17 protein-coding genes are annotated in these 26,221 nt (G+C 66.6%); 9 read left to right on the top strand and 8 right to left on the bottom strand.

The genetic code is table 11. The features are described 5' to 3' along the window. Window positions 1–158 precede the first annotated feature (158 nt). From N5C28_RS12315 to N5C28_RS12290, 6 genes are all read left to right on the top strand, one after another. Window positions 159–1,361 carry an MdtA/MuxA family multidrug efflux RND transporter periplasmic adaptor subunit gene (locus N5C28_RS12315; protein WP_279822616.1) on the top strand — a complete coding sequence of 401 codons (1,203 nt, stop codon included), beginning with the start codon at window positions 159–161 and terminating at the stop codon, window positions 1,359–1,361. After that, complete coding sequence (locus N5C28_RS12310) at window positions 1,358–4,456, top strand: MdtB/MuxB family multidrug efflux RND transporter permease subunit (RefSeq protein WP_279822615.1); 3,099 nt, start codon at window positions 1,358–1,360, stop codon at window positions 4,454–4,456. Before N5C28_RS12315 ends, N5C28_RS12310 begins: the two co-directional genes overlap by 4 nt. Further along, window positions 4,453–7,560, top strand: coding sequence for a multidrug efflux RND transporter permease subunit (locus N5C28_RS12305; protein WP_279822614.1), 3,108 nt, complete (start codon window positions 4,453–4,455; stop codon window positions 7,558–7,560). The genes N5C28_RS12310 and N5C28_RS12305 overlap by 4 nt, the downstream gene beginning before the upstream one ends. Further along, window positions 7,557–9,041 (top strand): efflux transporter outer membrane subunit, encoded by a 1,485-nt coding sequence (locus N5C28_RS12300; protein WP_279822613.1) that lies wholly within the window; start codon window positions 7,557–7,559, stop codon window positions 9,039–9,041. The genes N5C28_RS12305 and N5C28_RS12300 overlap by 4 nt, the downstream gene beginning before the upstream one ends. 206 nt (window positions 9,042–9,247) lie before the next feature. Further along, window positions 9,248–11,338 carry an EAL domain-containing protein gene (locus tag N5C28_RS12295; protein WP_279822612.1) on the top strand — a complete coding sequence of 697 codons (2,091 nt, stop codon included), beginning with the start codon at window positions 9,248–9,250 and terminating at the stop codon, window positions 11,336–11,338. Further along, the gene (locus tag N5C28_RS12290) at window positions 11,338–12,552 is read left to right on the top strand and encodes a CynX/NimT family MFS transporter (RefSeq protein WP_279822611.1); all 1,215 of its coding nucleotides are present in this window, start codon (window positions 11,338–11,340) and stop codon (window positions 12,550–12,552) included. Before N5C28_RS12295 ends, N5C28_RS12290 begins: the two co-directional genes overlap by 1 nt. An 8-nt stretch (window positions 12,553–12,560) precedes the next feature. On the opposite strand, the gene N5C28_RS12285 is transcribed toward N5C28_RS12290, so the two are convergent. Further along, a complete protein-coding gene (locus N5C28_RS12285; protein ID WP_279822608.1) occupies window positions 12,561–13,568 on the bottom strand; it encodes a TRAP transporter substrate-binding protein in 1,008 nt (335 codons plus the stop codon). Window positions 13,569–13,959: 391 nt separating this feature from the next. Here N5C28_RS12285 and N5C28_RS12280 point away from each other — a divergent pair, with 391 nt between their 5' ends. After that, window positions 13,960–14,694, top strand: coding sequence for an SDR family oxidoreductase (locus N5C28_RS12280; RefSeq protein ID WP_279822606.1), 735 nt, complete (start codon window positions 13,960–13,962; stop codon window positions 14,692–14,694). A 15-nt stretch (window positions 14,695–14,709) separates the two neighbouring features. On the opposite strand, the gene N5C28_RS12275 is transcribed toward N5C28_RS12280, so the two are convergent. The 6 genes from N5C28_RS12275 to N5C28_RS12250 form a co-directional block, all read right to left on the bottom strand. Further along, window positions 14,710–15,987 (bottom strand): glycosyltransferase, encoded by a 1,278-nt coding sequence (locus tag N5C28_RS12275; protein WP_279822604.1) that lies wholly within the window; start codon window positions 15,985–15,987, stop codon window positions 14,710–14,712. A gap of 3 nt (window positions 15,988–15,990) precedes the next feature. After that, window positions 15,991–16,497, bottom strand: coding sequence for a disulfide bond formation protein B (locus N5C28_RS12270; RefSeq protein ID WP_279822602.1), 507 nt, complete (start codon window positions 16,495–16,497; stop codon window positions 15,991–15,993). Window positions 16,498–16,678: 181 nt separating this feature from the next. Beyond that, on the bottom strand, window positions 16,679–18,067 hold the full coding sequence (locus N5C28_RS12265; RefSeq protein WP_279822600.1) for an efflux transporter outer membrane subunit: 1,389 nt from the start codon (window positions 18,065–18,067) through the stop codon (window positions 16,679–16,681). Next, the gene (locus tag N5C28_RS12260) at window positions 18,064–21,243 is read right to left on the bottom strand and encodes an efflux RND transporter permease subunit (RefSeq protein ID WP_279822598.1); all 3,180 of its coding nucleotides are present in this window, start codon (window positions 21,241–21,243) and stop codon (window positions 18,064–18,066) included. The genes N5C28_RS12265 and N5C28_RS12260 overlap by 4 nt, the downstream gene beginning before the upstream one ends. A gap of 12 nt (window positions 21,244–21,255) precedes the next feature. After that, window positions 21,256–22,497, bottom strand: coding sequence for a multidrug efflux RND transporter periplasmic adaptor subunit MexE (gene mexE, locus N5C28_RS12255; protein WP_279822597.1), 1,242 nt, complete (start codon window positions 22,495–22,497; stop codon window positions 21,256–21,258). Window positions 22,498–22,680: 183 nt separating this feature from the next. Then, window positions 22,681–23,595, bottom strand: a complete 915-nt coding sequence (locus N5C28_RS12250; RefSeq protein ID WP_279822596.1) for a LysR family transcriptional regulator — start codon at window positions 23,593–23,595, stop codon at window positions 22,681–22,683. Between the two features lie 214 nt (window positions 23,596–23,809). On the opposite strand from N5C28_RS12250, the gene N5C28_RS12245 reads away from it, so the two are divergent. Continuing rightward, on the top strand, window positions 23,810–24,823 hold the full coding sequence (locus N5C28_RS12245; protein WP_279822595.1) for a zinc-dependent alcohol dehydrogenase family protein: 1,014 nt from the start codon (window positions 23,810–23,812) through the stop codon (window positions 24,821–24,823). A gap of 102 nt (window positions 24,824–24,925) precedes the next feature. Then, a complete protein-coding gene (locus N5C28_RS12240; RefSeq protein WP_279822594.1) occupies window positions 24,926–25,321 on the top strand; it encodes a DUF4280 domain-containing protein in 396 nt (131 codons plus the stop codon). A gap of 353 nt (window positions 25,322–25,674) precedes the next feature. Here N5C28_RS12240 and N5C28_RS12235 read toward each other — a convergent pair whose 3' ends face one another. After that, entirely contained in the window at window positions 25,675–26,220 is a 546-nt protein-coding gene (locus N5C28_RS12235; protein WP_279822593.1) for a toxin-antitoxin system YwqK family antitoxin, read from the bottom strand. Window position 26,221 lies beyond the last annotated feature (1 nt).

Here is a 26,221-nt window from a genome sequence, read left to right as displayed (position 1 = left end):
AAACCGTCTGCCGGGCGCGCGGTAGAGATGCTGGCAGGGTGCCTGCGGTCCTTTTCCCGGGCTAAATTGCTTCTATAGGTAAATAGGGGGTAAAGAGGCTTTGCTTCATGTCGAGGAGTCCTTATCGTTCACGCTCCTCACAGGAAGCGATTTGGCTCATGTCTGAAGTAAACACAACGCCCGGCACCCCATCCAGCAAACGTCAGTGGTTCATCGGCCTGCTCCTGCTGGCCTTGGTCATCGTCATGATCGGGTGGTTCTGGCCGAGCAAACCGGCGCCGCAGCCAGGGTTCTGGGGTAATGCCGCCGTGCCGGTGCGGGTGAGCACCGTGCGTGAGGCCGATTTCCCGATCGAATTGAAGGCCCTGGGCACCGTGACCGCCTACAACACCGTGAACGTGCGCCCGCGCGTCGACGGCGAACTGGTCAAGCTGCTGTTCACCGAAGGCCAGCAGGTCAAGGCCGGTGATCTGCTCGCGGTCATCGACCCGCGCCCCTTCGAAGTGGCCCTGCAACAGGCCCAGGGCACCCTGCAGGAAAACCAGGCCCAGCTGAAGAACGCCGAGATCGACCTGGCGCGCTACCGCGGCTTGTATGAAGAAGACTCCATCGCCAAGCAGACCCTCGACACCCAGGAAGCCCTGGTCAACCAGTACCGGGGCACGGTCAAGGGCAACCAGGCGGCGGTCGCCGAAGCACGCCTGAACCTCGGCTTCACCCAAGTGCGCGCGCCCATCGACGGCCGCCTCGGGCTGCGCCAGGTGGACGTGGGCAACCTGGTCAGCTCCGGCGACGAGCTGCCGCTGGTGGTGATCACCCAGACCCTGCCGATCTCGGTGATGTTCACCCTGCCGGAAGCCGAACTGCCGGCCGTGCTGCAGCAGTTCCGTGGCGAGCGCAAGCTGGTGGTCGAGGCCTGGGACCGCACCGACCGCATCAAGCTGGCCGAAGGCGAGCTGGACAGCCTGGACAACCTGATCGACACCACCACCGGCACGGTCAAGCTCAAGGCGCGTTTCGCCAATGCCGAGCAGATGCTGTTCCCCAACCAGTTCATCAACGTGCGCCTGCGCGTCACCACCCGTGAAGCGGTGACCGTGGTGCCGGCGGCCGCCATGCAGTTCGGCGCCAACGGCACCTTCGTCTACGTGGTGGGCGAGGGCGACAAGGTGCAGATCCGTCCGGTCCAAGCCGGGCCGAGCAACGGCGAAGTCACCCTGATCGAAGAGGGGGTCAAGGCCGGTGAACGCCTGGTGATCGAAGGCACCGACCGCCTGCGCAACGACACCGCCGTCGAGGTGCTGGGCGAAGGCCAGGCCCCGACCCCGACCGACAGCCCGCTGGCGCAAGACGACGTATGAACGCCTCCCGCCTGTTCATCCTGCGGCCGGTCGCCACCACGCTGATCATGGTGGCGATCTTCCTCAGCGGCCTGATCGCTTACCGCCTGCTGCCGGTATCGGCGCTGCCGGAAGTGGATTACCCGACCATCCGGGTCATGACCCTCTACCCGGGGGCCAGCCCGGACGTGATGACCAGTGCGGTCACCGCGCCCCTGGAACGGCAGTTCGGCCAGATGGCCGGGCTCAAGCAGATGTCGTCCACCAGTTCCGGCGGCGCCTCGGTGATCACCCTGCGCTTCAACCTGGACGTGGCCCTGGACGTGGCCGAGCAGGAAGTGCAGGCGGCGATCAACGGCGCCACTAACCTGCTGCCCAACGACCTGCCGGCACCGCCGGTGTACAACAAGGTCAACCCGGCGGACACCCCGGTGATGACCCTGGCCATCAGCTCCAAGACCCTGCCGCTGCCCGAGGTCAATGACCTGGTGGACACGCGCCTGGCACAGAAATTGGCACAGACCACCGGCGTCGGCCTGGTCAGCCTGGCCGGCGGCCAGCGCCCGGCCGTGCGCATCCGGGTCAATCCGGAAGCCCTGGCCGCCTATGGCCTCAACCTGTCCGACGTGCGTTCGCTGATCACCGCGAGCAACGTCAATCAGCCCAAGGGCAACTTCGATGGCCCGACCCGGGTCTCGCAGCTGGACGCCAACGACCAGCTGAAGTCGCCGGAGGAATACCGCGAGCTGATCATCAGCTACGCCAACGGTGCGCCGCTGCGCCTGAAGGATGTGGCGTCGATCGTCGATGGCGCCGAGAACGAGCGCCTGGCCGCCTGGGCCGACCTCAACGCGGCGGTGCTGGTGAACATCCAGCGCCAGCCCGGGGCCAACGTCATCGACGTGGTCGATCGCATCCAGACCCTGCTGCCGCACCTGACCGAGGGCCTGCCGGCCAGTGTCGAGGTCAAGGTGCTGACCGACCGCACCCAAACCATCCGCGCCGCCGTGCGCGACGTTCAGCACGAGCTGATGCTGGCCATCGCCCTGGTGGTGATGGTGACCTTCCTGTTCCTGCGCAAGCTGTCGGCCACGATCATTCCGTCCATCGTGGTGCCGCTGTCGCTGATCGGCACCTTCGGGGTGATGTACCTGGCCGGTTTCACCATCAACAACCTGACGCTGATGGCACTGACCATCGCCACGGGGTTCGTGGTGGACGACGCCATCGTCATGCTGGAGAACATCGCCCGGCACCTGGAAGAGGGCGAGACGCCGCTCAATGCGGCGCTCAAGGGCGCCAAGCAGATCGGTTTCACCCTGGTGTCGCTGACCATCTCGCTGATCGCGGTGCTGATCCCGCTGCTGTTCATGGCCGACGTGGTGGGGCGCCTGTTCCGCGAGTTTGCCATCACCCTGGCGGTGGCGATCATGATTTCCCTGGTCATTTCCCTGACCCTGACCCCGATGATGTGCGCGCGCCTGCTCAAGGCCGAGAAACCCGAGGAAGAAGGGCGCTTCTACCACGCGGCGGGCGGTTTCATCGACGGCATGATCGAGCGCTACGGCGTCGGCCTGCAGTGGGTGCTCAAGCACCAGCCGCTGACGCTGCTGGTGGCGGTCGGCACCATGGCGCTGACGGTGGTGCTCTACCTGGCGGTGCCCAAGGGCTTCTTCCCGGTGCAGGACACCGGGGTGATCCAGGGGATTTCCGAGGCGCCGCAGTCGATTTCCTTCGGCGCCATGAGCGAGCGCCAGCAGCGCCTGGCCGAGGTGATCCTGCGCGACCCGGCGGTAACCAGCCTGTCGTCCTACATCGGCGTGGACGGCGACAACCCGACGCTCAACAGCGGGCGCATGCTGATCAACCTCACGCCCCATGCCGAGCGCGACGTCACCGCCAGCGAAGTGATCGAGCGCCTGCGCCCCGAACTGGCCAAACTCAGCGGCATCGAGCTGTACCTGCAGCCGGTGCAGGACCTGACCATCGAGGACCGGGTCAGCCGCACCCAGTTCCAGTTCAGCATGGAGTCGCCGGACCAGGACCTGCTCCAGGAGTGGGTGCCCAAGCTGGTGGATGCCCTGCGCCAGCAACCGCAGCTCACCGACGTGGCCAGCGACCTGCAGAGCCGCGGTTTGCAGGTGTACCTGCACATCGACCGCGATCTGGCCGGGCGCCTCGGGGTCAGCGTCAGTGACATCGACGACGCGCTGTACGACGCCTTCGGTCAGCGGCAGATTTCCACCATCTACACCCAGGCCAGCCAGTACCGCGTGGTGCTGGAAAGCGCCGATGGCGGCCGCATCGGCCCGGCGGCGCTGCACCAGATCCACGTGGCCACGGCCGGGGGCACCCAGGTGCCGCTGTCGTCACTGGCGCGCATCGAAGAGCGCGCGGCGAACCTGCTGATCAACCACATCGGCCAGTTCCCGGCCGCGACCCTGTCGTTCAACCTGGCCGACGGCGTGGCCCTGGGCGATGCGGTGGCGGTGATCGAACAGGTGCAACAGGACATCGGTATGCCGGAAGCGGTGCAGACCCGCTTCCAGGGCGCCGCCGAGGCGTTCCGCGCGTCGCTGTCGAGCACCTTGTTGCTGATCCTGGCGGCCATCGTCACCATGTACATCGTGCTGGGCGTGCTCTACGAGAGCTTCATCCACCCGATCACCATCCTCTCGACGCTGCCGTCGGCCGGCGTCGGCGCCTTGCTGGCGCTGCTGCTGACCGGTAACGACCTGGGGCTGATCGCGATCATCGGCATCATCCTGCTGATCGGCATCGTCAAGAAGAACGCGATCATGATGATCGACTTCGCCCTGGAGGCGGAGCGGCACCAGGGCATGCAGCCCGAGGCGGCGATCTACCAGGCGGCGCTGCTGCGCTTCCGGCCGATCCTGATGACCACCCTGGCGGCGCTGTTCGGTGCCATCCCGCTGATGCTGGCGTCCGGTTCCGGCGCTGAGCTGCGCCAGCCCCTGGGCCTGGTGATGGTCGGCGGCCTGCTGCTCAGCCAGATCCTGACGCTGTTCACCACGCCGGTGATCTACCTGTACTTCGACCGCCTGGCCCGTCGCCTGACCGGCCGTAGCGCGTCGGGCGTCGTGGTCACCCCATGAACCTGTCCGCTCCCTTCATCCGGCGGCCGGTCGCCACGCTGCTGCTGAGCCTGGCGATCATGCTGCTGGGCGGCGTCAGCTTCGGCCTGCTGCCGGTGGCGCCGCTGCCGCAGATGGATTTCCCCACCATCACCGTGCAGGCCAGCCTGCCCGGGGCCAGCCCGCAGATCATGGCCTCCAGCGTGGCCACGCCGCTGGAACGCTCCCTGGGCACCATTGCCGGCATCAGCCAGATGAACAGCCGCAGCAGCCAGGGCAGCACGCGGATCATGATCCAGTTCGACCTGGACCGTGACATCAACGCCGCCGCCCGCGAGGTGCAGGCGGCGATCAACGCCTCGCGCCAGCTGCTGCCCAGCGGCATGCGCAGCATGCCCACCTACCGCAAGGTCAACCCGTCCCAGGCGCCGATCATGGTGCTGTCGCTGTCGTCCGAAGTGCTGGACAAGGGCGAGCTATACGATGTGGCTTCGACCATCCTGGCGCAGAAGCTGTCCCAGGTGACCGGCGTGGGTGAGGTGCAGATCGGCGGCAGCTCGCTGCCGGCGGTGCGGGTGGCCCTGGAGCCGCGCCTGCTCGACCACTACGGCATTGCCCTGGACGACGTGCGCCAGGCCATCACCGAGGCCAACGCCAAGCGCCCGAAAGGCGCGGTGGAAGACGCCGACCGGCACTGGCAGGTGCAGGCCAGCGACCAGCTGGCGAAGGCCGCCGACTACGTGCCGATGATCATCCGCTACCAGGACGGCGCCGCGGTGCGCCTGGGCGACGTGGCCACCGTCAGCGACGCCGTGGAAGACCGCTACAACAGCGGCTTCTACAACGACAGCAGCGCGGTGCTGATGGTCATCAACCGGCAGACCGGCGCCAACATCATCGAAACCATCGCCAGCATCCGCGAACAGTTGCCGGCGCTGCGCGCGGTGATCCCGGCCAGCGTTGATCTGGAAGTGGGCATGGACCGCTCGCCGGTGATCCGCGCCACCCTCAAGGAAGCCGAGCACACCCTGCTGATCGCCGTGGCCCTGGTGATCCTGGTGGTGTTCCTGTTCCTCGGGCGCTGGCGCGCGGCGCTGATCCCGGCGCTGGCGGTGCCGGTGTCGCTGGTGGGCACCTTCGCGGCGATGTACCTGCTGGGCTTCTCGCTGAACAACCTGTCGCTGATGGCACTGATCATCGCCACCGGCCTGGTGGTGGACGACGCCATCGTGGTGCTGGAGAACATTTCCCGGCACATCGAGGCGGGCGAAACGCCAATGCAGGCGGCCTTCAAAGGTGCAAGGGAAGTGGGCTTCACGTTGTTGTCGATGAACCTGTCGCTGGTGGCGGTGTTCCTGTCGATCCTGTTCATGGGCGGCATCGTCGAGCGGCTGTTCCGCGAGTTCTCCATCACCCTGGCGGTGGCCATCGTCATTTCCCTGCTGGTGTCTCTGACCCTCACCCCGATGCTCTGCGCCCGCTGGCTCAAGGCCGAGGAGCACGAGCGCAAGCCCAATGCCCTGGCGCGGTTCGGCGAGCGGGTACAGACCCGGGTGCTGGCGTTCTACCAGCGCAGCCTGGACTGGGCGCTGAACCACGCGCTGCTGATGCTGTTCAGCCTGCTGGCGACCATCGCCCTCAACGTGTTCCTGTTCGTCAGCGTGCCGAAGACCTTCATGCCGCAGCAGGACACCGGCCAGTTGATCGGCTTCATCCGTGGCGATGACGGCCTGTCGTTCCAGGTCATGCAGCCGAAGATGGAAATCTACCGCCGTGCGGTCCTCGCGGACCCGGCGGTGGACAGCGTGGCGGGTTTCGTCGGCGGCGGCGGGGGCATCAACAACGCCTTCATGATCGTGCGCCTCAAGCCCATCGCCGAGCGCAGCGATTCGGCCCAGGACGTGATCAACCGCCTGCGCCGCGACGCGCCCAAGGTGGCGGGCGGGCGCATGTTCCTGATGGCCGACCAGGACCTGCAGATCGGCGGGCGCGAGGGGCGCAGTTCGGAAAACGAATACATGCTGCTCTCCGGCGACCTCGATCTGTTGCGCCAGTGGCTGCCGCGGGTGCGTGAAGCCCTGCGCGCCTTGCCGGAACTGACCGACATCGACGCCGCCGAGGCCGAAGGCGCCCAGCAGATCCGCCTGGTGGTGGACCGCGACATGGCCAAGCGCCTGGGTGTGGACATGAACATGATCACCGGGGTGCTGAACAACGCCTTCAGCCAGCGCCAGGTCTCCACCATCTACGACGCGCTGAACCAGTACAGCGTGGTGATGGAAATCAACCCGCAGTACGCCCAGCACCCGGAGGTACTGGACCAGATCCAGCTGATCACCGCCGAGGGCGCGCGGGTGCCGCTGTCGACCTTCGCTCGCTGGGAACGCAGCCTGGAAGAAGACCGGGTGCACCACCAGGGCCAGTTCGCCGCGGAGAACATCGGCTTCGCCCTGGCCGAAGGCGTCAGCCTGGAGCAGGCCACGGCGGCCATCGAACGCGCGGTGGCCGAGCTCAACCTGCCCACCGAGGTGCAGGGCATGATGGGCGGCACCGGTGGCGCCTTCCAGCAGACCCAGGACAACCAGCCGTGGATGATCCTCATGGCGCTGGTGGTGGTGTACATCGTGCTGGGTATTCTCTACGAGAGCTACGTGCACCCGCTGACGATCCTCTCGACCCTGCCGTCGGCCGGCGTCGGCGCCTTGCTGGCATTGCAGCTGCTGAACACCGAGTTCAGCCTGATCTCGCTGCTGGGCCTGTTCCTGCTGATCGGCATCGTCAAGAAGAACGCGATCCTGATGATCGACCTGGCCCTGCAACTGGAACGCAACGACCACCTGAGCCCGCAGGAATCGATCCGTCAGGCCTGCCTGCTGCGTTTCCGGCCGATCATGATGACCACCCTGGCCGCCATCCTCGGCGCCTTGCCGCTGATGCTCGGCACCGCCGAAGGCTCGGAAATGCGCCAGCCACTGGGCATCACCATCGTCGGCGGGCTGATCCTCAGCCAGTTGCTGACGCTCTACACCACCCCGGTGGTCTACCTCTATTTCGACCGCCTGCGCCACCGCGTCAACCGCTGGCGCGGCGTGCGCACCGACGCTGCTCTGGAAACCCCGCTATGAACCATTTGCCCGCTGCCCGCCTGTTCACCGTGCTCGCCCTGGGGCTGGCGCTGAGCGCCTGTGCCATCGGCCCGGACTACCAGCGCCCGGACCTGAGCACCCCGGCCCAGTTCAAGCAGATCGAGGGCTGGACCGTGGCCGTGCCCAGCGACGCCATGGCCCGCGGTGCCTGGTGGGAGCTGTATGGCGACGGCGAGCTGAACGGCCTGGTCGGCCGCCTCAATGTCTCCAACCAGAACCTGGCCGCCAGCGAGGCCCAGTACCGCCAGGCCCGCGCCCTGGTGCGCGGTGCACGGGCGTCGTTCTACCCGACGCTGTCCACCAGCGCCGGGGTGACCCGGGCCGGGCAGGGCGGCGGCGACAGCACCGTGACCACCTCCGACGGCTTCAGCGTCAGCGGCGGCAACGCGGCGAGCATCTCCAAGAGCTACGACCTGAGCATCAACGCCGCCTGGGAACTGGACATCTGGGGCAAGCTGCGCCGCTCGCTGGAATCCAGCCGCGCCTCCTACGAGGCCAGCGCCGCCGACCTGGCCGCGCTGAAGCTGAGCCTGCAGGCCGAACTGGCGCAGAACTACCTGCAACTGCGGGTGCTGGACGACCAGCAGCGCCTGCTCGACGCCACCGTCGCCGCCTATGCACGCTCGCTGAAACTCACCGAGAACCAGTACCGGGCCGGCATCGTGCCGAAATCCGACGTCAGCCAGGCCCTGACCCAGCTGCGCAGCACCGAAGCCCAGGCCATCGACCTGAAATGGCAGCGCGCCCAGCTCGAGCACGCCATCGCAGTGCTGATCGGCGTGCCACCGAGCGAGCTGAGCATCGCCGTGCGCGAAACCCTGCCGGCCTTGCCGCAGATTCCCGTGGCCCTGCCGTCGCAGTTGCTGGAGCGCCGCCCGGATGTCGCCGCGGCCGAGCGCCGGGTGATGGCCGCCAACGCCGAGATCGGCGTGGCCAAGGCCGCCTGGTACCCGGACCTGACCCTTTCCGCCAGCGGCGGTTACCGCGGCAGCAGCTTCGCCGACTGGATCAACCTGCCCAACCGCTTCTGGTCCGTGGGCCCCGACCTGGCCCTGACCCTGTTCGACGGCGGCGCGCGCAGCGCTGAAGTGGAGCGCAGCGAAGCGGCTTACGACCAGACCGTGGCCCAGTACCGCCAGGCCGTGCTCGACAGCTTCCGCGAGGTGGAGGACTACCTGGTGCAGTTGCGCGTACTGGAGCAGGAGGCCGTGGTGCAGCAGCAGGCCCTGGAGGCGGCGCGCGAGTCGCTGCGCCTGATCGAAAACCAGTACAAGGCCGGCACGGTGGACTTCAACAGCGTGGTCAACGTGCAGGCCACGGCCCTGAGCAACGAGCGCACCACGCTCACGCTGCTGGGCAGCCGCCTGACCGCCAGCGTCCAGCTGATCGCCGCCCTTGGCGGAGGCTGGCAGGAAGCACAGCTGATCGACGCCGAGCGCGAGGCCGAGACGGAAAATTAAGCTGACCACCTGGTCAGCTGGTTTTTCAGTAACGATGAGCGGCAGTTTTCGCTAAGATCGCCCGCACTTGCCGTGGTGATGCTGCGCGCGGGTGCTCTGCTCGGGCCATGAGCGCAACACGGATGTAGGCATTGGCAGCCCGGTGCGCCCGCACGGGGCTAGACTGGATCGCAGAGACCACGCGACAGCGCTTTCCGAGAATAGCGATGCTGATTGGTAGTTACGATTTCTCACTGGTGTTGATTTCACTGGGTGTGGCGGTCCTTGCGTCCTACACGGCGCTGGACCTGGCCGGGCGCATCGCGACCGCCAGTGGCCGCGCGGTCCCCCTGTGGATCGGCGGCGGTGCAGTGGCCATGGGCATCGGCATCTGGTCCATGCACTTCGTCGGCATGCTGGCCTTCAGCCTGCCGATTCCCCTCGGTTACGACCTGAGCATCACCCTGTTGTCCCTGGCCATTGCCATGCTCGCCTCGGGGTTCGCCCTGTGGCTGGTGAGCCAGCCGCAGATGCCGATCTGGCACTGGCTGCTGGGCGCAGTGGCCATGGGCGCGGGTATCAGCGCCATGCACTACATCGGCATGGAGGCGCTGCGCATGCAGCCGGGGATCGAGTACGACCCGCTGCTGTTCGGCGCGTCGCTGGTGATCGCGGTCGGCGCCTCGGCCGCGGCCCTGTGGATCGCCTTCCGTCTGCGCCGCAACACCCCCTACGTGCGGGTGGCCCGGGGCGGGGCGGCGCTGATCATGGGCGTGGCGATCGTCGGCATGCACTACACCGGCATGGCCGCGGCGAACTTCCCCGAGGGCAGCGTGTGCGGCGCCGCGCTGGTGGGCCTGGACGGCCGCTGGATGGCCAGCCTGATCGTCATCACCACCCTGGCGGTGCTGGGCATCGCCTTGCTCACCTCGGTGCTGGATGCCCGCCTGGAGGCGCGCACGGCGCAACTGACCCACTCCCTGGCAGAGGCCAACCAGGAGCTGACCCAGCTGGCCTTGCACGACACCCTGACCCGGCTGCCCAACCGCCTGCTGCTGGAGGACCGCATCGAGCAGGCCATGCTCAAGGTCTCGCGCAATGGCGGGCACTTCGCGCTGATGTTCATGGACCTGGATGGCTTCAAGCCGATCAACGACGCCTTCGGTCACCACGTCGGCGACCTGCTGCTGCGCGAGGTCGGCCAGCGCCTGCGCGAGAACCTGCGGGCCCAGGACACGCTGGCGCGGGTCGGCGGCGACGAATTCGTGCTGCTCGCCGAGCTGGGCGACCCGAACGACGCGGCCAACGTCGCCGGGCAGATCGTCAACCTGATCAGCCAGCCGTTCGTGGTGGCCGACCACCAGCTGCGGGTCTCCACCAGCGTCGGCATCGCCCTGTACCCCGGCGATGGCAACGACCAGCAGGCCCTGCTGATGAACGCCGACGCCGCCATGTACCACGCCAAGAGCGCCGGCAAGAACGGCTACAGCTTCTTCGAAGTGTCGATGAACACCAACGCGCGCAACCAGCTGCAATTGCTGCACGACCTGCGCTCGGCCCTCGACGACAACCAGTTCTGCCTGCACTACCAGCCCAAGTTCGAGGCCAGCAACGGCCGCCCGATCGGCGCCGAGGCGCTGCTGCGCTGGCAGCACCCGGTGCACGGCCTGATGCCGCCGGACAGCTTCATCGGCCTGGCGGAGAAGACCGGCCTGATCATCCCCATCGGCGACTGGGTGCTGCGTCAGGCCTGCTGGCAGATGCGCCAGTGGTACGACCAGGGCTACCGCGACTGGCGGGTGGCGGTGAACCTTTCGGCGCTGCAGTTCTGCCACGCCAGCCTGGTAGACAGCGTGGCCAATGCCCTGGCGATGCACGAACTGCCGGCCAACTGCCTGACCCTGGAAATCACCGAAACCACCGCCATGAGCGACGCCGATGCCAGCCTGCAGGTGCTCCAGCGCCTGGCGGACATGGGCGTTGACCTGTCCATCGACGACTTCGGCACGGGTTACTCCAGCCTGCTGTACCTCAAGCGCCTGCCGGCCAACGAGCTGAAGATCGACCGCGGTTTCGTCCGCGACCTGGAGCACGACAGCGACGATGCGGCGATCATCTCGGCGATCGTCGCCCTGGGCCAGGCGCTGGACCTGCGGATCGTCGCCGAAGGGGTGGAAACCCCGCGCCAGCAGGACTTCCTCACCGAACTCGGCTGCGACTCCCTGCAGGGCTTCCTGCTGGGGCACCCGCTGCCGGCGGATGAGTTCATCCAGGCGATCGCCACGGCGTCGGCCGACTCCAGCGCGCACACCAGCTGATGGCGGCGTCGGTAGGGCCCGGCAGCCGCTGGCGGTTGCTCGGCTGGATCCTCCTGCTGGTCATGCTCGGGCTCAACCTGCGGCCCATGCTCACCTCGATCAGCCCCTTGCTCGGCGATATCCGCAGCAGCACCGGCCTGGGTTTCCAGGCCGCCGCCTTGCTGACCACGCTGCCGGTGGTCTGCATGGGCATCGTGGCGCTGTGCGGGGCCTGGATCGAAGGGCGGCTGGGGGAGGGGCGCGGGATCGCCCTGGGCCTGCTGTGCATCGTGCTGGCCTGTGCGGCACGGGGCTTCATCGCCGACGGCCACCTGCTGCTGGGCAGCGCCTTGCTTGGCGGGGTGGGCATCGCGCTGATCCAGGTGCTGGTGCCGGGCATGATCAAGCGCCGCTTCAGCACCCGGGTCGCGTTGTGCATGGGCCTGTATTCGGCGGCGCTGATGGGCGGCGGTGGCCTGGCGGCGCTGATCGGGCCGCACCTGGCGAGCGCCAGCGGGCATTGGCAGGTGGGGCTGTGGGTGTGGGGATTGCCGGCGCTGGTGACCCTGCTGGTGTGGCTGAAGACGCCCTGGCAGGCGGTGCAGGCGCGGGTGCCGGGCCAGGGCCTGTCGCGCTTCGTGCGCAACCGCCGGGCCTGGCTGCTGGCCCTGTATTTCGGTTTCAGCAATTGCGGCTACATGACGGTGGTGGCCTGGCTGCCGGCCTACTACCAGCAACTGGGCTGGAGCCCGGCGGACAGCGGCGCGCTGCTGGCCTTGATGACAGTGTTCCAGGTGCTGGCGGCCCTGAGCATGCCGGCCCTGGCCCAGCGCGGGCGCGAGCGCCGTGGTTTGCTGAGTGTCAGCCTGGTGCTGCAGGTGGTGGGCTTCGCCGGGCTGCTGTGGGTGCCACAGGTGGCGCCGCTGCTGTGGGTGGCGTTGATCGGCTTCGGCCTGGGGGCGTGTTTTGCGCTGTGCCTGATCCTGGCCCTCGATCATCTGCCGGATCCGCGGGAAGCGGGGCAGCTGGCGGCGTTCGTGCAGGGGATCGGTTTTCTGATCAATGCCGTGGCGCCATCGGCCAGCGGCTGGTTGCGGGAGCAGACCGGTGGCTTCCATGCCACCTGGGTGCTGATGCTGCTGTGTATCCTGGTGATGCTCGTCGTGACCTGGCGCTTCAGCCCCGCCAGCTATTGGCGTATCACGGGTAATACGCGCTCAGCGGCCACGACGTAGGGCGACGATCAGTTGCGCTGCTTGCGGTTGACCGTTTGCGCCGCTTTCATCACGTCGGCACCGATCGCCCCTTCGAACTGCTGCCACACCGGGCGCATGGCGGCCCGCCAGGCTTCGCGCTGCTCAGGCGTCAAGGTGATGACCTTGGTGGTGCCGGCGGCTTCGATGCGCTGGCGATCCTGTTGGTTGGCGGCTTCGGCCTGCTTGTTCACCGTGTAGGTGACTTCGTCGATGATGCCTTCCAGTTCGGTGCGGATCTGGTGCGGAATGGCGTACCAGAAGCGCGCATTGCTCACCAGCATGTAGTCCAGCACGCCGTGGTTGCTCTCGGTGACGAAGGGCTGAACGGTGTGGATCTTCTGGCTGTAGATGTTCGACCAGGGGTTTTCCGCGCCCTGTACCTGACCACTCTGCAGGGCGGCGTAGACGTCCTTGAAGGCAATCTTCTGGGTTTGCGCGCCCAACTGGCCGAACTGGGCCTCGAGCACCCCGGACGGCTGGATGCGGAACTTCAGGCCGGCGGCATCACTGGGGTCCTGCAGGGCCTTGGTGGCCGACAGCTGTTTCATGCCGTTGTGCCAGTAGGCCAGGCCGACGATGTTCTGGTCTTCCATGGAGCGCAGCAGCTGGCGACCCTTGGCGCGCTTCTGGAAGCGGTTGACCGCTTCGAGGTCGTCGAACAGGAAGGGCAGGTCGAACACCTGCAGTTGCTTGGTGTATTGCTCGAACTTGGCCAGGGATGGGGCCAGCAGCTGCACGTCATTGTTACGCAGCGCTTCCAGCTCGTTGGCATCGCCATAGAGGGAGGAGTTGGGGTAGACCTCGACGATGACCTTGCCAGGCAGGCGTTCCTCGACCAGTTGCTTGAACATCAGCGCCCCTTGTCCCTTGGGCGTGTTGTCTGCCACGACGTGGGCGAACTTGATGGTGATCGGGCCTTGTGGATCTGCAGCATGGGCGCCAATAGAGCCTAGCGCCAGGGCGCAGGCGGCCGTGGCGAAGATCGACTTGAACATGCATGTTTCCTTTATTTTTATCGCAGTGTCTGAACGGCTCGAACGGGTTCGGCCGTCGTATTCGTTGTGTAGTGAGCCGGCATCTTGCAGCGAATCGATGCCGGTACAGTCCGTGTTGGGCAGACTGGACGCGCGCTGTGTATCGCAATGCGTATGCCAAGATCGGAGGGGCACTAAAGTCCTTGATTTGCCGAGAAAATGATGTGACCGCTTTCACAGTGGGTGGCGGAATTTCGCCTGGTACCGTCTTTTTATAAGCGGATTGTTGCCTGTTCGTGGCGTTTTTCTTCCAGCTTACGCCAGCCACATGACCGTTTGACGGTCGGTCGTACGGGGCGCGCCGGACGCGGCTATACCCACAGTGTCGTGGGTCGTCGGGTTCGGAGGGGGTATGTCCAGAGTCGCGATCGTCACCGGCGCCTCGCGGGGCATCGGTGCTGCCATCGCTCGTCGCCTGGCCCGCGACGGCATCCGCGTGGTGGTCAACTACGCCTCTCGCCTGGAAGAGGCCGAGCAGGTGGTCCGCGAGATCACCGCCAGCGGCGGTCAGGCCTGCGCGGTGCTGGCCGACATCAGCGACCCGGTGGCGGTGGAGGTGCTGTTCGACCAGACGGAGCTGGCCTACGGCGGCGTCGATATCCTGGTCAACAACGCCGGGGTGATCCAGCCGGGGCGGGTCAACCTGGTGGACACCGACGATGCCTTGTATCAGCGGATTTTCGCCATCAACACCCAGGGCACCTTCAACACCCTGCGCCTGGCGGCCCGGCGCCTGAACGCCGGCGGGCGGGTGATCAACTTTTCCAGCAGCGTGGTGGGGCTGGCCCTGCCGGGGTACGCCGCCTACGCGGCGTCCAAGGCGGCGGTGGAAAGCCTGACGGTGATCTTCGCCAAGGAGCTGCGCGGGCGCGGCATCTGCGTCAATGCCATCGCCCCGGGGCCGACCGCCACCGACCTGTTCCTGCACGGCAAGAGTCCCGAGGCGGTCGAGCAGATGGCACGGCAGGCGCCGCTGGAACGGCTGGGCGTACCGGAGGACATCGCGGCGGTGGTGGCCTTCCTGGTCAGCGATGCGGGCGCCTGGGTCAACGGCCAGACGCTGCGGGTCAATGGCGGGATCGTCTGACGTTCCGCCGTGCGCTCAGCGGTTCTTCGCGGCGATCCACTGCGACATGTACTGCGTGCTCTTGTGCAGGTGGTGGCGCAGCATGCTGCCGACGAAGTTCTGCTGGCGCAGGGCATCGCGTTGCGCGAACAACTGCTCCAGGCGTTCGATCAGCTCACGGCCCAGCCGCTCGCGGTCGTACAGTTGCTCGAGGATGGCCGTGCCGTGCTGGCGGGCCTGCTGCCAGCGCTGGGCGTCTTCGTACAGGCTGACGGCGGCGTCGGCGAACGCGGCGGCGTTGTGCACCACCGCGCCGCCCCAGGGCAGGTCGCCGTGCATGCCTTCGCTGCCGATCGGCGTGGTCACGCTGGGGGTGCCGCAGGCCATGGCGTCGGCCAGCTTGCCCTTGATCCCCGCGCCGAAGCGCAGCGGCGCCAGGCACACCCGGGCCTGGCTGATCACCCGGTGCGCATCGTCGGCCCAGCCCAGCACATGGAAGCCCTGCTTGGCGTTGTGCAACGCCGTGGCCTTGGGCGGCGGGTAGGCGCCGTACACGTGCAGCTGGGCCTGGGGCAGGCGCTGGCGGATCAGCGGCCACAGGGCGTGCTTGAGCCACAGCACCGAATCCCAGTTCGGCGCGTGGCGGAAGTTGCCGATGCTGACGAAGTGCTCGCGTTCGGCAAAATCCGGCTGGGCGGTGCCGCTGGGGATCAGCATCAGTGCGCAGTGGTGCAGCAGCGCAGGGGCAATGCCGAAGCGTTCCTGCAGCAGTTGCATCTCATAGGTGGAAATCATCAGGGTCAGGTCGCTGCGGTAGATCGCGGCGATCTCGCGCTGGGCCATGTCCTGGCCGGCCATGGCGGCGTACAGCTGGTCCTGGTCGGCCTCGACAGGGCCCACCTGGTGCCGTTCGGTTTCATTGGCGCAGGCCTGCTGCGCCTGTTTCAGCTGGTGATGGCGGGCGTCGCGCAGGCTGTGCAGGTCGCTGGTGTCGAGCACGCGCACGGCATTCGGCCAGGCCCGCTCGACGCGCCAGGCGAACTGTTCTTCGGTGAAGAAGCGGTCGAACAGCACCAGGTCCGGTTTCAGCTCGGCGACCAGGGCGTCGAAGCTGTCGCAGTTGAGGGTGATCTCGACTTCCGGAATGCCCAGCGGCGCCAGGTCGGCGCGGTGCTCCGAGAGCGCCGCGGCGCTGGCGAAAGTCACCTGCCAGCCTTGCTGGCGGAACAGGCTGAGCAATTCGTACAGGCGGGTGCCAGCGGCCGACGAACGCGGCTCCGGCCAGACATAACCGACAACCAGGACCTGACGCATGGCTCAGCGCCGGCTGCGCAGGCTACGCCACAGGGTCAGCAGGATGAAGGCCGCCAGGGCGGCGATGCTCGCCAGGGTCCAGACGGTGAACGGCACGCCGAGCACAGCGTAATCGTTCTGCCCGCAGATGCCACCGCTCATGAACACCTCTGGCAGGTATTCGTGCAGGGGCAGGTACTGGGAATAGAAGGGGAACGGCGAGCAGCTGGAGCTTTCCATGATGCCCAGCTCGATCAGCACCACGTGGGCGTTGTCGACCAGCGCCATGCCGGCGGCAGCCAGCAACAGCGGCCAGGCCAGCACCGACAGCCAGGTCTGGCGGGTCGCGGCGGCCACGCTGAGCACCAGGGCGAATACCGCGGCCAGGGCCAGCCACAGGCGAATCTGCACGCACAGGGTGCACGGCTCCCAACCGAGGACATGCTGGGCAAACAGCGCGCCGGCGAGCATGGCCAGGGCGATGAGCGCAACGATGAGCAGCAGGGCGGCGGGGGCGGTTCGACGGAACATGGGGATCTCCGGGCAGTGGGGGCGGCCGGTACGGCGGGCGCTGCGCCGTTTTACCCGAAGCAGGCCGGCACGGCAATCGCCGGGCCCGGTTCGCCGGGCAAAAAAAGCCCCGCGGCCAGGAGCGGATCCGCGGGGCTGGAAGTGGCGGGGTGACCCGCCACGGAGAGCAACGTCAGGTGGGTCAGGCGTTGGGTTGCCAGCCGCCACCAAGAGCCTTGTAGATCGCGACGATGCCGCGATACAGATCGATTTCTGCCTGGGCCTGGCTGTCCTCGGCGGCCAGGCGCTCGCGTTCGGCGTCGAGCAGCACCAGGAAGTCCACGGTGCCTTCGCGGTAGCGCACGGCGGCCTGCTGCGCGGCGGCGCGGCTGGCTTCCGACTGACGCACCAGGGCCAGCAGGCGTTGCTGCTGCTTGGCGTAGTCGCTGAAGGCGTTTTCCGATTCCTCCAGGGCCAGCAGCACCTGCTGCTCGTACTGCGCCAGGGCACCGTCGGCTTCCGCTTCGGCGCCGCGCAGGCGAGCCCGCACGCTGCCCAGGTCGAAGGCGGCCCAGGTGATGCTCGGGGCGACGCCCCAGGCCCGTGCAGCGGAGGAACCCAGTTGCGAGCCGCGCCCGGCGGTGAAGCCGAGGAAGCCGCTGAGGCTGACCCGTGGGAACAGGTCGGCGGTGGCCACGCCGATATTGGCGGTGGCCGCTGCCAGTTGCCGCTCGGCGGCATGCACGTCCGGACGGCGACGCAGCAGCTCGGCGGGATCACCGATCGGCAGGGCCTTGGCGATAGCCGGCAGTGGCTGGGCCGAGAGGTCCACGCTCAACTGGTCCGGGCGCTGGCCGAGCAGGGTGGCGATGCGGTTCTTCGCACGGACCTGCTGTGCTTGCAGTTGCGGCACGCTGGCCTCGGTGGCGGCCAGGCGCGCATCGGCCCGCAGCACGTCCAGTTCGCTGCCGACGCCGGCATCGCGCAGTTGCTCGGTGATGCCGCGCGACTCCTGCTGGTTCTTCAGGTTTTCCCGGGCAATCCGCTCACGTAGTTGCGCGCCGCGCAGGTTGCCGTAGGCGTCCACCAGTTCGGCGATCAGGCTGACCTGTACCTGGTAATAATCCGCTTCGGCGACCTCGATCTGCGCCTCGCTGGCTTCCAGCTGACGCTGGATGCGGCCGAACAGGTCCAGTTCCCAGGCCATGTCCAGGCCCAGGTCGTAGCGCTCGGCGTTGACCCGCTGTTTGGTTTCACCCGGTCGCTGGCCCTTGCCGATCTCGGCACTGGCGCGGCTGGTGATGGTCGGCAGGCGGTCGTTGGCCACGTCGTCGCGGATGGCGCGGGCGGCGCGCAGGCGGGAGAACGCCACGCGCAGCTCGCGGTTGTCCTGCAGTGACTGCTGCACCAGCTGGTTCAGGGTCGGGTCGTCGAACTGCTGCCACCAGACCGCCTCGAACCGCGAGCGGTCGTACTGATTGGCCTGTGCATGGCTCAAGGTGGCCGCGTCGGTCTGCGGCGTCTTGTAGTCCGGGCCTACGGCACACGCCGACAGGGCCAGGACCAGCAGGGCGGGGGCAAAGAGCTTCATGCATGCACCTCCTGCAGGCGAGCGGCTTTGCGGGCTTCGCGTTTCTCCACGAAGGCCCGGATCAGGACGAAGAACACCGGGGTCAGCAGCAGGCCGAAGAAGGTCACGCCGATCATCCCGCTGAACACCGCGACACCCATGGCGTGGCGCATTTCCGCACCGGCACCGCTCGACAGCACCAGGGGCACCACGCCCATGATGAAGGCGATGGAGGTCATCAGGATCGGGCGCAGACGCAGGCGGCAGGCTTCCAGTACCGCGGCGACGCGGTCCAGGCCTTCTTCCTGTTTCTCCTTGGCGAACTCGATGATCAGGATGGCGTTCTTGCAGGCCAGCCCCACCAGTACGATCAAGCCGATCTGGGTAAAGATGTTGTTGTCGCTACCGGACAGGATCACCCCGACGATGGCCGAGAACAGCACGGTCGGCACGATCAGGATCACCGCCAGCGGCAGGCTCCAGCTTTCGTACTGGGCGGCCAGCACCAGGAAGGCCAGCAGCACGCAGAGCGGGAAGATGAAGATCGCGCTGTTACCGGCCAGGATCTGCTGGTAGGTCAGTTCGGTCCACTCGAAGGTCATGCCGTTGGGCAGTTCCTCTTTCAGCAGCTTGGCGATCGCCGCCTCGGCCTGGCCGGAGCTGTAGCCGGGGGCTGCCGCGCCGTTGATCTCGGCGGTGAGGAAGCCGTTGTAGTGCATCACCCGGTCCGGCCCCGAGCTGTTGTCCACCTTGACGAAGGTCGACAGCGGGATCATCTCGCCACGGTTATTGCGCACCTTGAGCTGGCCGATCTGCTCCGGCTCCAGGCGGAACTGCTGCTCGGCCTGCACGTTGACCTGGTAGGTCCGGCCAAAGCGGTTGAAGTCGTTGGCGTACAGCGAACCCAGGTACACCTGCATGGTGTCGAAGATGTCGCTGATGGCCACGCCGTGGGTCTTGGCCTTCTCACGGTCGATGTTGGCGTCGATCTGCGGCACGTTGACCTGGTAGCTGGTGAACACCGACATCGGGTTCAGCTCCGGCAACTGGCGCGCCTTGGCGATGATGTTCTGGGTCTGCACGAACAGTTCCTCGTAGCCGAGGCTACCGCGGTCCTGGATCTGCAGGCGGAACCCGCCGATGGTGCCCAGCCCCTGTACCGGCGGCGGTGGGAAGATCGCGATGTAGGCGTCCTGGATCTCGGCGAACTGGGCGTTGAGCTCGGCCGCGATGGCGTTGGCGCTCATCGACGGGTCCTTGCGCTCGTCGAACGGGCGCAGCGGGGTGAACACGATGCCGCTGTTCGGGCTGTTGGTGAAACCGTTGATCGACAGGCCCGGGAAGGCCACGGTGTTCTCCACGCCCGGGTGCTTGCCGGCGATTTCCGACATGCGCTTGATGACGTCCTCGGTACGGTCGAGGGTGGCGGCATCCGGCAGTTGGGCGAAGGCGACCAGGTACTGCTTGTCCTGTTGCGGCACGAAACCGGTCGGGGTGCTGGAGAAGCCCATGTAGCCCAGGCCCAGCAGGCCGACATACAGCAGCATGGCCACACCACTGGCACGCAGCACGCGGCGCACGGTGCCGACGTAGCCATTGCTGGCGCGGTCGAACATGCGGTTGAACGGGCCGAACAGCCAGCCGCCGAACAGTTTGTCGAGGACCCTGGAGAAACCGTCCTTCGGTGCGCCGTGGCTTTTCAGCAGCAGGGCGGCTAGGGCCGGCGACAGGGTCAGGGAGTTGATGGCCGAGATCACCGTGGAAATCGCGATGGTCAGGGCGAACTGCTGGTAGAACTGCCCGGTGAGGCCGGAGATGAACGCAGTCGGGACGAACACCGCACACAGCACCAGGGCCGTGGCGACGATCGGGCCGGTCACTTCTTTCATGGCCTGCTTGGTGGCTTCGAGCGGGGTCTTGCCGAGGCCGATGTTCCGCTCGACGTTCTCCACCACGACGATGGCGTCGTCCACCACGATACCGATGGCCAGTACCAGGCCGAACAGCGACAGGGCGTTGAGCGAGAAGCCGAACATGTGCATCACGGCGAACGTACCGATCAGCGACACCGGCACGGCGGCCAGCGGGATGATCGAGGCACGCCAGGTCTGCAGGAAGAGGATCACCACCAGCACCACCAGCACGATGGCTTCGAGCAGGGTGTGCACCACCGCCTCGATGGAACCACGGACGAAGATGGTCGGGTCATAGACGATTTCGTAGTCCACGCCCTGGGGGAAGCTCTGCTTCAGTTCGGCCATGCGCTCACGCACCGAGTCGGAAATCTCGATGGCGTTGGAACCGGGCCGCTGGAACACCGGGATGGCGACCGCCGGCTGGTTGTTCAGCAGCGAGCGCAGGGCGTACTGGCTGGAACCCAGTTCGATACGGGCAATGTCCCTGAGGCGCGTGATTTCGCCATCGTCACCGGCACGGATGATGATGTTCTCGAATTCCTCTTCCGTGACCAGACGGCCCTGGGTGTTGATCGACAGCTGGAAGCTGTTGCCGGCCTCCGAGGGCGGCGCACCGAGGGCACCGGCCGCCACCTGGCGGTTCTGCTCGCGGATGGCGTTGACCACGTCGGTGGCGGTGAGGTTGCGCGAGGCCACCTTGTTCGGGTCCAGCCACACGCGCAGCGAGTAGTTGCCCATGCCGAACAGCTGCACGTCACCCACGCCGTCCAGGCGCGCCAGCTCGTCCTTGACGTTGAGCGCGGCGTAGTTGGACAGGTAGAGCATGTCGTAGCGCTGATCCGGTGAGGTCAGGTGCACCACCATGGTCAGGTCGGGGGACGCCTTGTCCACGGTCACACCCAGGCGCTGCACCTCGGTGGGCAGGGTCGGCATGGTCCGCGTTACGCGGTTCTGCACCTGCACCTGGGCGTTGTCCAGGTCGGTACCCAGGGCGAAGGTGACGGTCAGGGTCAGCTTGCCGTCGCTGGTCGACTGCGACGACATGTACAGCATGCCTTCCACGCCGACGATGGCCTGTTCCAGGGGCGAGGCCACGGTTTCGCCGATGACCTTGGGGTTGGCACCGGGGAAATTGGCGCGCACCACCACGGTGGGCGGGACCACTTCGGGGTATTCGCTGATCGGTAGCTGGAACAGCGAGATGGCGCCGCCGATCAGGATGATCAGCGACAGCACCGCGGCGAAAATCGGCCGCAATATGAAAAATTGGGAGAAATTCATCGTCGTGACCTGTTAGCTGCGTGGGGCGGGAGTGGACCCGGTGTTCTTCACGGCGACACGAGGGTTATCACGGCTTTCGACGGCTTCGCGCTGACGGGCGAGGCTGGCCAGGGTGTCTTCATCGGCCATGGCGACGTTCTGCGGGTCGACGATGGAGCCCGGCATGGCGCGCTGCAGGCCGTTGACCACGATCTTCTCGCCCTTGGCCAGGCCGGTGCGGACGATGCGCAGGCCTTCCATCTTCGGTCCCATCTCGATGGCGCGGTAATTCACGCTGTTGTCGGCACCCAGTACCAGCACGAACTTCTTGCCCAGATCGGTGCCGACGGCGGCGTCCTGGATCAGGGTGGCGGCGTAGGTGCTGCTGCCGACCAGTTTCAGGCGGGCATACAGGCCGGGGGTGAAGCGGCCGTCACGGTTGTCGAACACGGCGCGGCCACGGATGGTGCCGGTCTGCGGGTTGACCTGGTTGTCCAGGAAGTCCAGCTGGCCGAGGTGCGGGTGACCGTCTTCGTTGGACAGGCCCAGGTACACCGGGCTGGCGCCACGGGCATCGCGCTCGTCCTTGCGGGCCAGTTCCAGGTACTTGAGGAACACGCGCTCGTCGGCGTCGAAGTAGGCGTAGACCTTGTCGGTGCTGACCACGCTGGTGAGCAGGCTCTGGCCGGCGGTGACCAGGTTGCCCTCGGTGATCTCGGCGCGGCTGACGCGGCCGTCGATCGGCGCGGTGACGCGGGTGAAGCTCAGGTTGAGGCGGGCGTTGTCCAGTTCGGCCTGGATGCCGGCCACGGCGGCCTGGGCTTCCTGGGCGGCGCTGGCGCGGGCATCGGCGAGTTCGGCGGAGATCGCGTTGCTCTGGCGCAGGCGCTCACCGCGGCGGGCTTCGCTCACGGTGCGGGACTGGTTGGCGCGGGCTTGTTGCAGTTGGGCTTCGAGGCGTTTGACTTCGGCCTGGAACGGGCGCGGGTCGATCTGGAACAGCAGGTCGCCTTTCTTGACCAGGCGACCTTCCTGGAAGGCTACCTTGTCGATGAAGCCGGAGACGCGGGGACGGATCTCGACCGATTCCGGGGCTTCCAGGCGGCCAGTGAATTCATCCCACTCGTTGATTGGTTGTTCGATGACCTCGGCGACGCTGACCTTGGCGGCGGGCATCTGCTGAGTGGTTTCGGGAGTTTTGCCGCAGGCACTGAGGACCAGTACCGCTGCGAGAGCAAGGGGAAAGCGCCAGGTATTTTTATTTGGCTGTTCCATGTGTGATTCCGCCAGAGGGTTTTATGGATGGGCGGAGTCTGCTGCGCGCAAGGGCCTACGACGAATCGAACGATACGAATTTGAATATCATTCGGAATGATGAATGGGCTGGTTATATCGATATAGCTCGATAGTGGTGCGAAACGGGCAGCGGAGGGGCTCCGCTGCACCGTATGGGGGCGTTCACAGGCTGTCGGGGTCGCCGACGAACATCTGGATACGCGAACGCAGCCAGCGTTCGGCGGGGTCGTTGTCCTGGGCACCGCGCCAGGTCATGTGCAGCTCGAAGGTCTGCATCTCGATTGGCAGGTCCTCGGTGCGCAGCCCGCCGGCAGCGCTCAGCGCGGCGGCGGTGTAGTCCGGCACGGTGGCGACGATATCGGTACCGCTGAGCAGGGTACCCAGGCCGTTGAACTGTGGCACGGCCAGCACCACGCGGCGCTTGCGGCCGATCTTTTCCAGCCCTTCATCGATGAAGCCGCCCAGGTCGCCGGCGAACGACACCAGGGCGTGGGGGCGGGCACAGAAGTCGTCCAGGCTCAGCGGGCCGGGCACGGTGTCGGCCCGCAGCAGCTTGGCCTTGGCGCGTCGCAGCACCTTGCGCTTGGCGTTGGCGGGGAGTTCCTCGGTGTAGGCCACGCCCACGGAGATTTCCCCGGAGGCCAGCAGGCCGGGCATCAATAAGTAGTTGGTGCGGCGGATCACCAGCACCACGCCCGGTGCCTCGGCGCGCAGGCGCTTGATCAGCGGCGGCAGCAGGCCGAACTCGACGTCGTCCGACAGGCCGATCCGGAACACCGCATTGCTGGTGGCCGGGTCGAAATCGGCGGCGCGGCTGACCGCCGTGGAGATCGAATCCAGGGCCGGCGAGAGCAGGGCGAAGATTTCCTGGGCGCGCGCGGTGGGCTCCATGCTGCGCCCGGTACGCACGAACAGCGGGTCGTCGAACAGGCTGCGCAGGCGCGACAACGCGGCGCTGATCGCCGGTTGGCCCAGAAATAGCTTCTCAGCCGCGCGCGTCACGCTGCGCTCGTGCATCAGCGTTTCAAAAACAATCAGGAGATTGAGGTCGACGCGGCGCAGATCGTTGCGATTCATCCGGTGTCCATATGCAGGAAGGGCGCGCGAAGCGTGCGCTTGCTCAGGCTAATGCGGATCAGGCCTGCGAAGCAATATACAAACGTGCAGAGTTGATACCTACGGCCAGTATCATCACTCACAGACATGTCGAATATCAGTGCCGGCGGGTGGTATTGCCGGCAAAGCCCAGATAAAGTCCATGGCCATAACGGGTCAACCGAAGAGGTTTGCGATGTCCCGCATCGTTCGTTTTCATCAGTTTGGCGAGGCCGATGTCCTCAAGATCGAAGAGCGCTCGCGCCCTGCGCCTGCCGCTGGCGAAGTGCTGATTCGTGTCGAGGCCATTGGTGTCAGTTGGTACGACGTGCTCTGGCGGCAGAACCTGGCCAGCACCCCGGCACAATTGCCGGCTGGGCTGGGCCATGAGATGGCCGGCGAAGTCCTGGCCGTGGGCGAGGGCGTCGACGACCTGGCGGTTGGCGATCGCGTCGCCAGCTTCCCCGGGCACAACCCCAATCATTACCCCTCGTACGCCGACGAAGTGGTGCTGCCGCGCACGTCGCTGACGCGCTACCCGGAGCTGCTGTCGCCCCAGGAAGCCAGCGTGCACTACCTGCCGTCGATGGTCGGCTGGTTCGGTTTCGTCGAGCTGGCGCATATGAAGCCGGGCGAGACCGTGCTGGTCACCGCCGCCAGCCAGTGCTGGGGCCCCTATATCGTGCAGATGGGCAAGGCGCTGGGCGCCAAGGTCATCGCTGCCACCGGCCAGACCGAGGACGGCGACTACCTGCGCGAACTGGGTGCCGATCATGTGATCCTCACCGAGGAGCAGGACCTGGTCAGCCGTGTGCAGAAACTCACGGACAACCGCGGCGTGGACATCGTCATGGATTCCCTGGGCGGCCCGCAGATGTGCCTGCTCGGTGACGCCCTGGCGCCCCGCGGCCGGCTGATCCTGTTCGGCCTGCAGGGCGGCAACGAGACACCGTTCCCGGCCTGCGCGGCGTTCCAGAAGAACATCCAGTTCTTCGTGCACTGCATCGGCAACTTCACCGGCAAGGAGGAGTTGGGCATTCCGCAGGACAAGGAAGCGGTGGCCAAGGCCCTGAACGGCATCAACCAGTTGACCCGCGACGGCGTGCTGCGCCCGCTGATCAACCGCAAGTTCGCCTTCAGCGATATCGTCGCCGCGCACCGCCACATGGAAACCTGCCCGAGCCGCGGGCGTGTGGTAGTCGAAGTCTGAGCGTGATCGTGCAACCGCAGCCGCTCCCCGAGCGGCTGCGGGCGTTTGGTCTACCCTCTATCCCGTAGGCGATTGTCACCGCGACGGATAGCAGGAGCAGGAATGGGATGTCCGCAAGTGTGCAGCGGCGCAACGCTGCAATGCAGTTTCGGCCTGGCACCGACGGTGCTCAACGTGTTGCCGGTCAACCGCACCCTCACCAGCGGCATGCCCGCTGCCAACATCATGGACCACATCCCGCTGGTCAATATTCCCACCTTCGGCCTGTGCCAGAGCCTGGCCAACCCCACCGTGGCCGCCGCCACCGCAGCCGCCCTCGGCGTGCTTACCCCCATGCCCTGCATCCCGGCCACCGCCACCCCCTGGATCCCCGGCGGCCCGCCGACGATGTTGCTGGGCAACATGCCCTCGCTCGACGCCAACAGCACCCTGATGTGCACCTGGGCCGGCGTGATCAAGATCATCATGCCAGGCCAGGTGCAGATGCTGATTCCCTAGCTTTTCTTCAAGCACGCGTCGAGGCGGTGATTTCGGTGGATGGGTAAAGCGACATCCACCCTACGGGCTGCATGCGTTTTGTAGGAGCCGCGACCCGCGGCGAATGGCCGTCACGATGCAATCGCACGCTTCGCCCCGAGTCGGGGCTCCCACAGAGGGGCCCGAACACCTGCTGGCGTAGGGTGGATGACGCTTCACCCATCCACCACTGCGACGTTCCTGAACGCAGGCGGTGTCTGCCCTTGTAGGAGCGGGCTTGCCCGCGAGCTTTTGCATTCATTCGTTGCGATCGGTGCGAGGCACAAACCGTCGAGCTCGCGGACAAGTCCGCTCCTACGGAACGCGCGCAGCCTTCACGCCTCGCTTGGCTCGCTCCAGCGGCGCCACCACCAGCGCAGGCGGGAGATCGGTTTGCCGTCGTCGTCCAGGGGGCGGCCGTCGTCGGCGAAAGGTTGGGCGTTGTCCAGCAGGTCGCCGTTGCGGTAACGGCCGTCGAAGGCCAACTGGCCGTTGGGGTGAAAACGCTGGTAAATCCCGTCGCGCACGCCGTCCCGGTACTGTTCGCGCTCGGCCACCTGGCCGTCGGCAAAATAGGTCAGCGCCTCGCCATGCAACAGGCCGTTGCGGTAGCTCGCCTTGCGTTGCAGCTTGCCATCGGCGCCATAAAAGCTGGCGACCCCGTGCACCTTGCCGCGCACGAATGGCATCTGTGCCGAGACCTTGCCGTTGGGGTGGAACAGGGTGCTGGCGCCGTGCAGTTCGCCCTGGTGGTAGCCCAGGCTGGCCTGGGGGCGGCTGTTTTCGTCGATGCGCAGCGGGCCTTCGAGGCTGCCGTCGAGCAGGCGGCCGTCCAGGTGGCTGTCGCCGCGGGTGAGGTCGAGCTTGCCGGAGTTCGCCATG

The sequence above is a fragment of the Pseudomonas sp. GD03944 genome (assembly GCF_029839275.1).
Classification (GTDB): Bacteria; Pseudomonadota; Gammaproteobacteria; order Pseudomonadales; family Pseudomonadaceae; genus Aquipseudomonas.
This window is presented reverse-complemented; position numbering and strand designations above follow the sequence as displayed.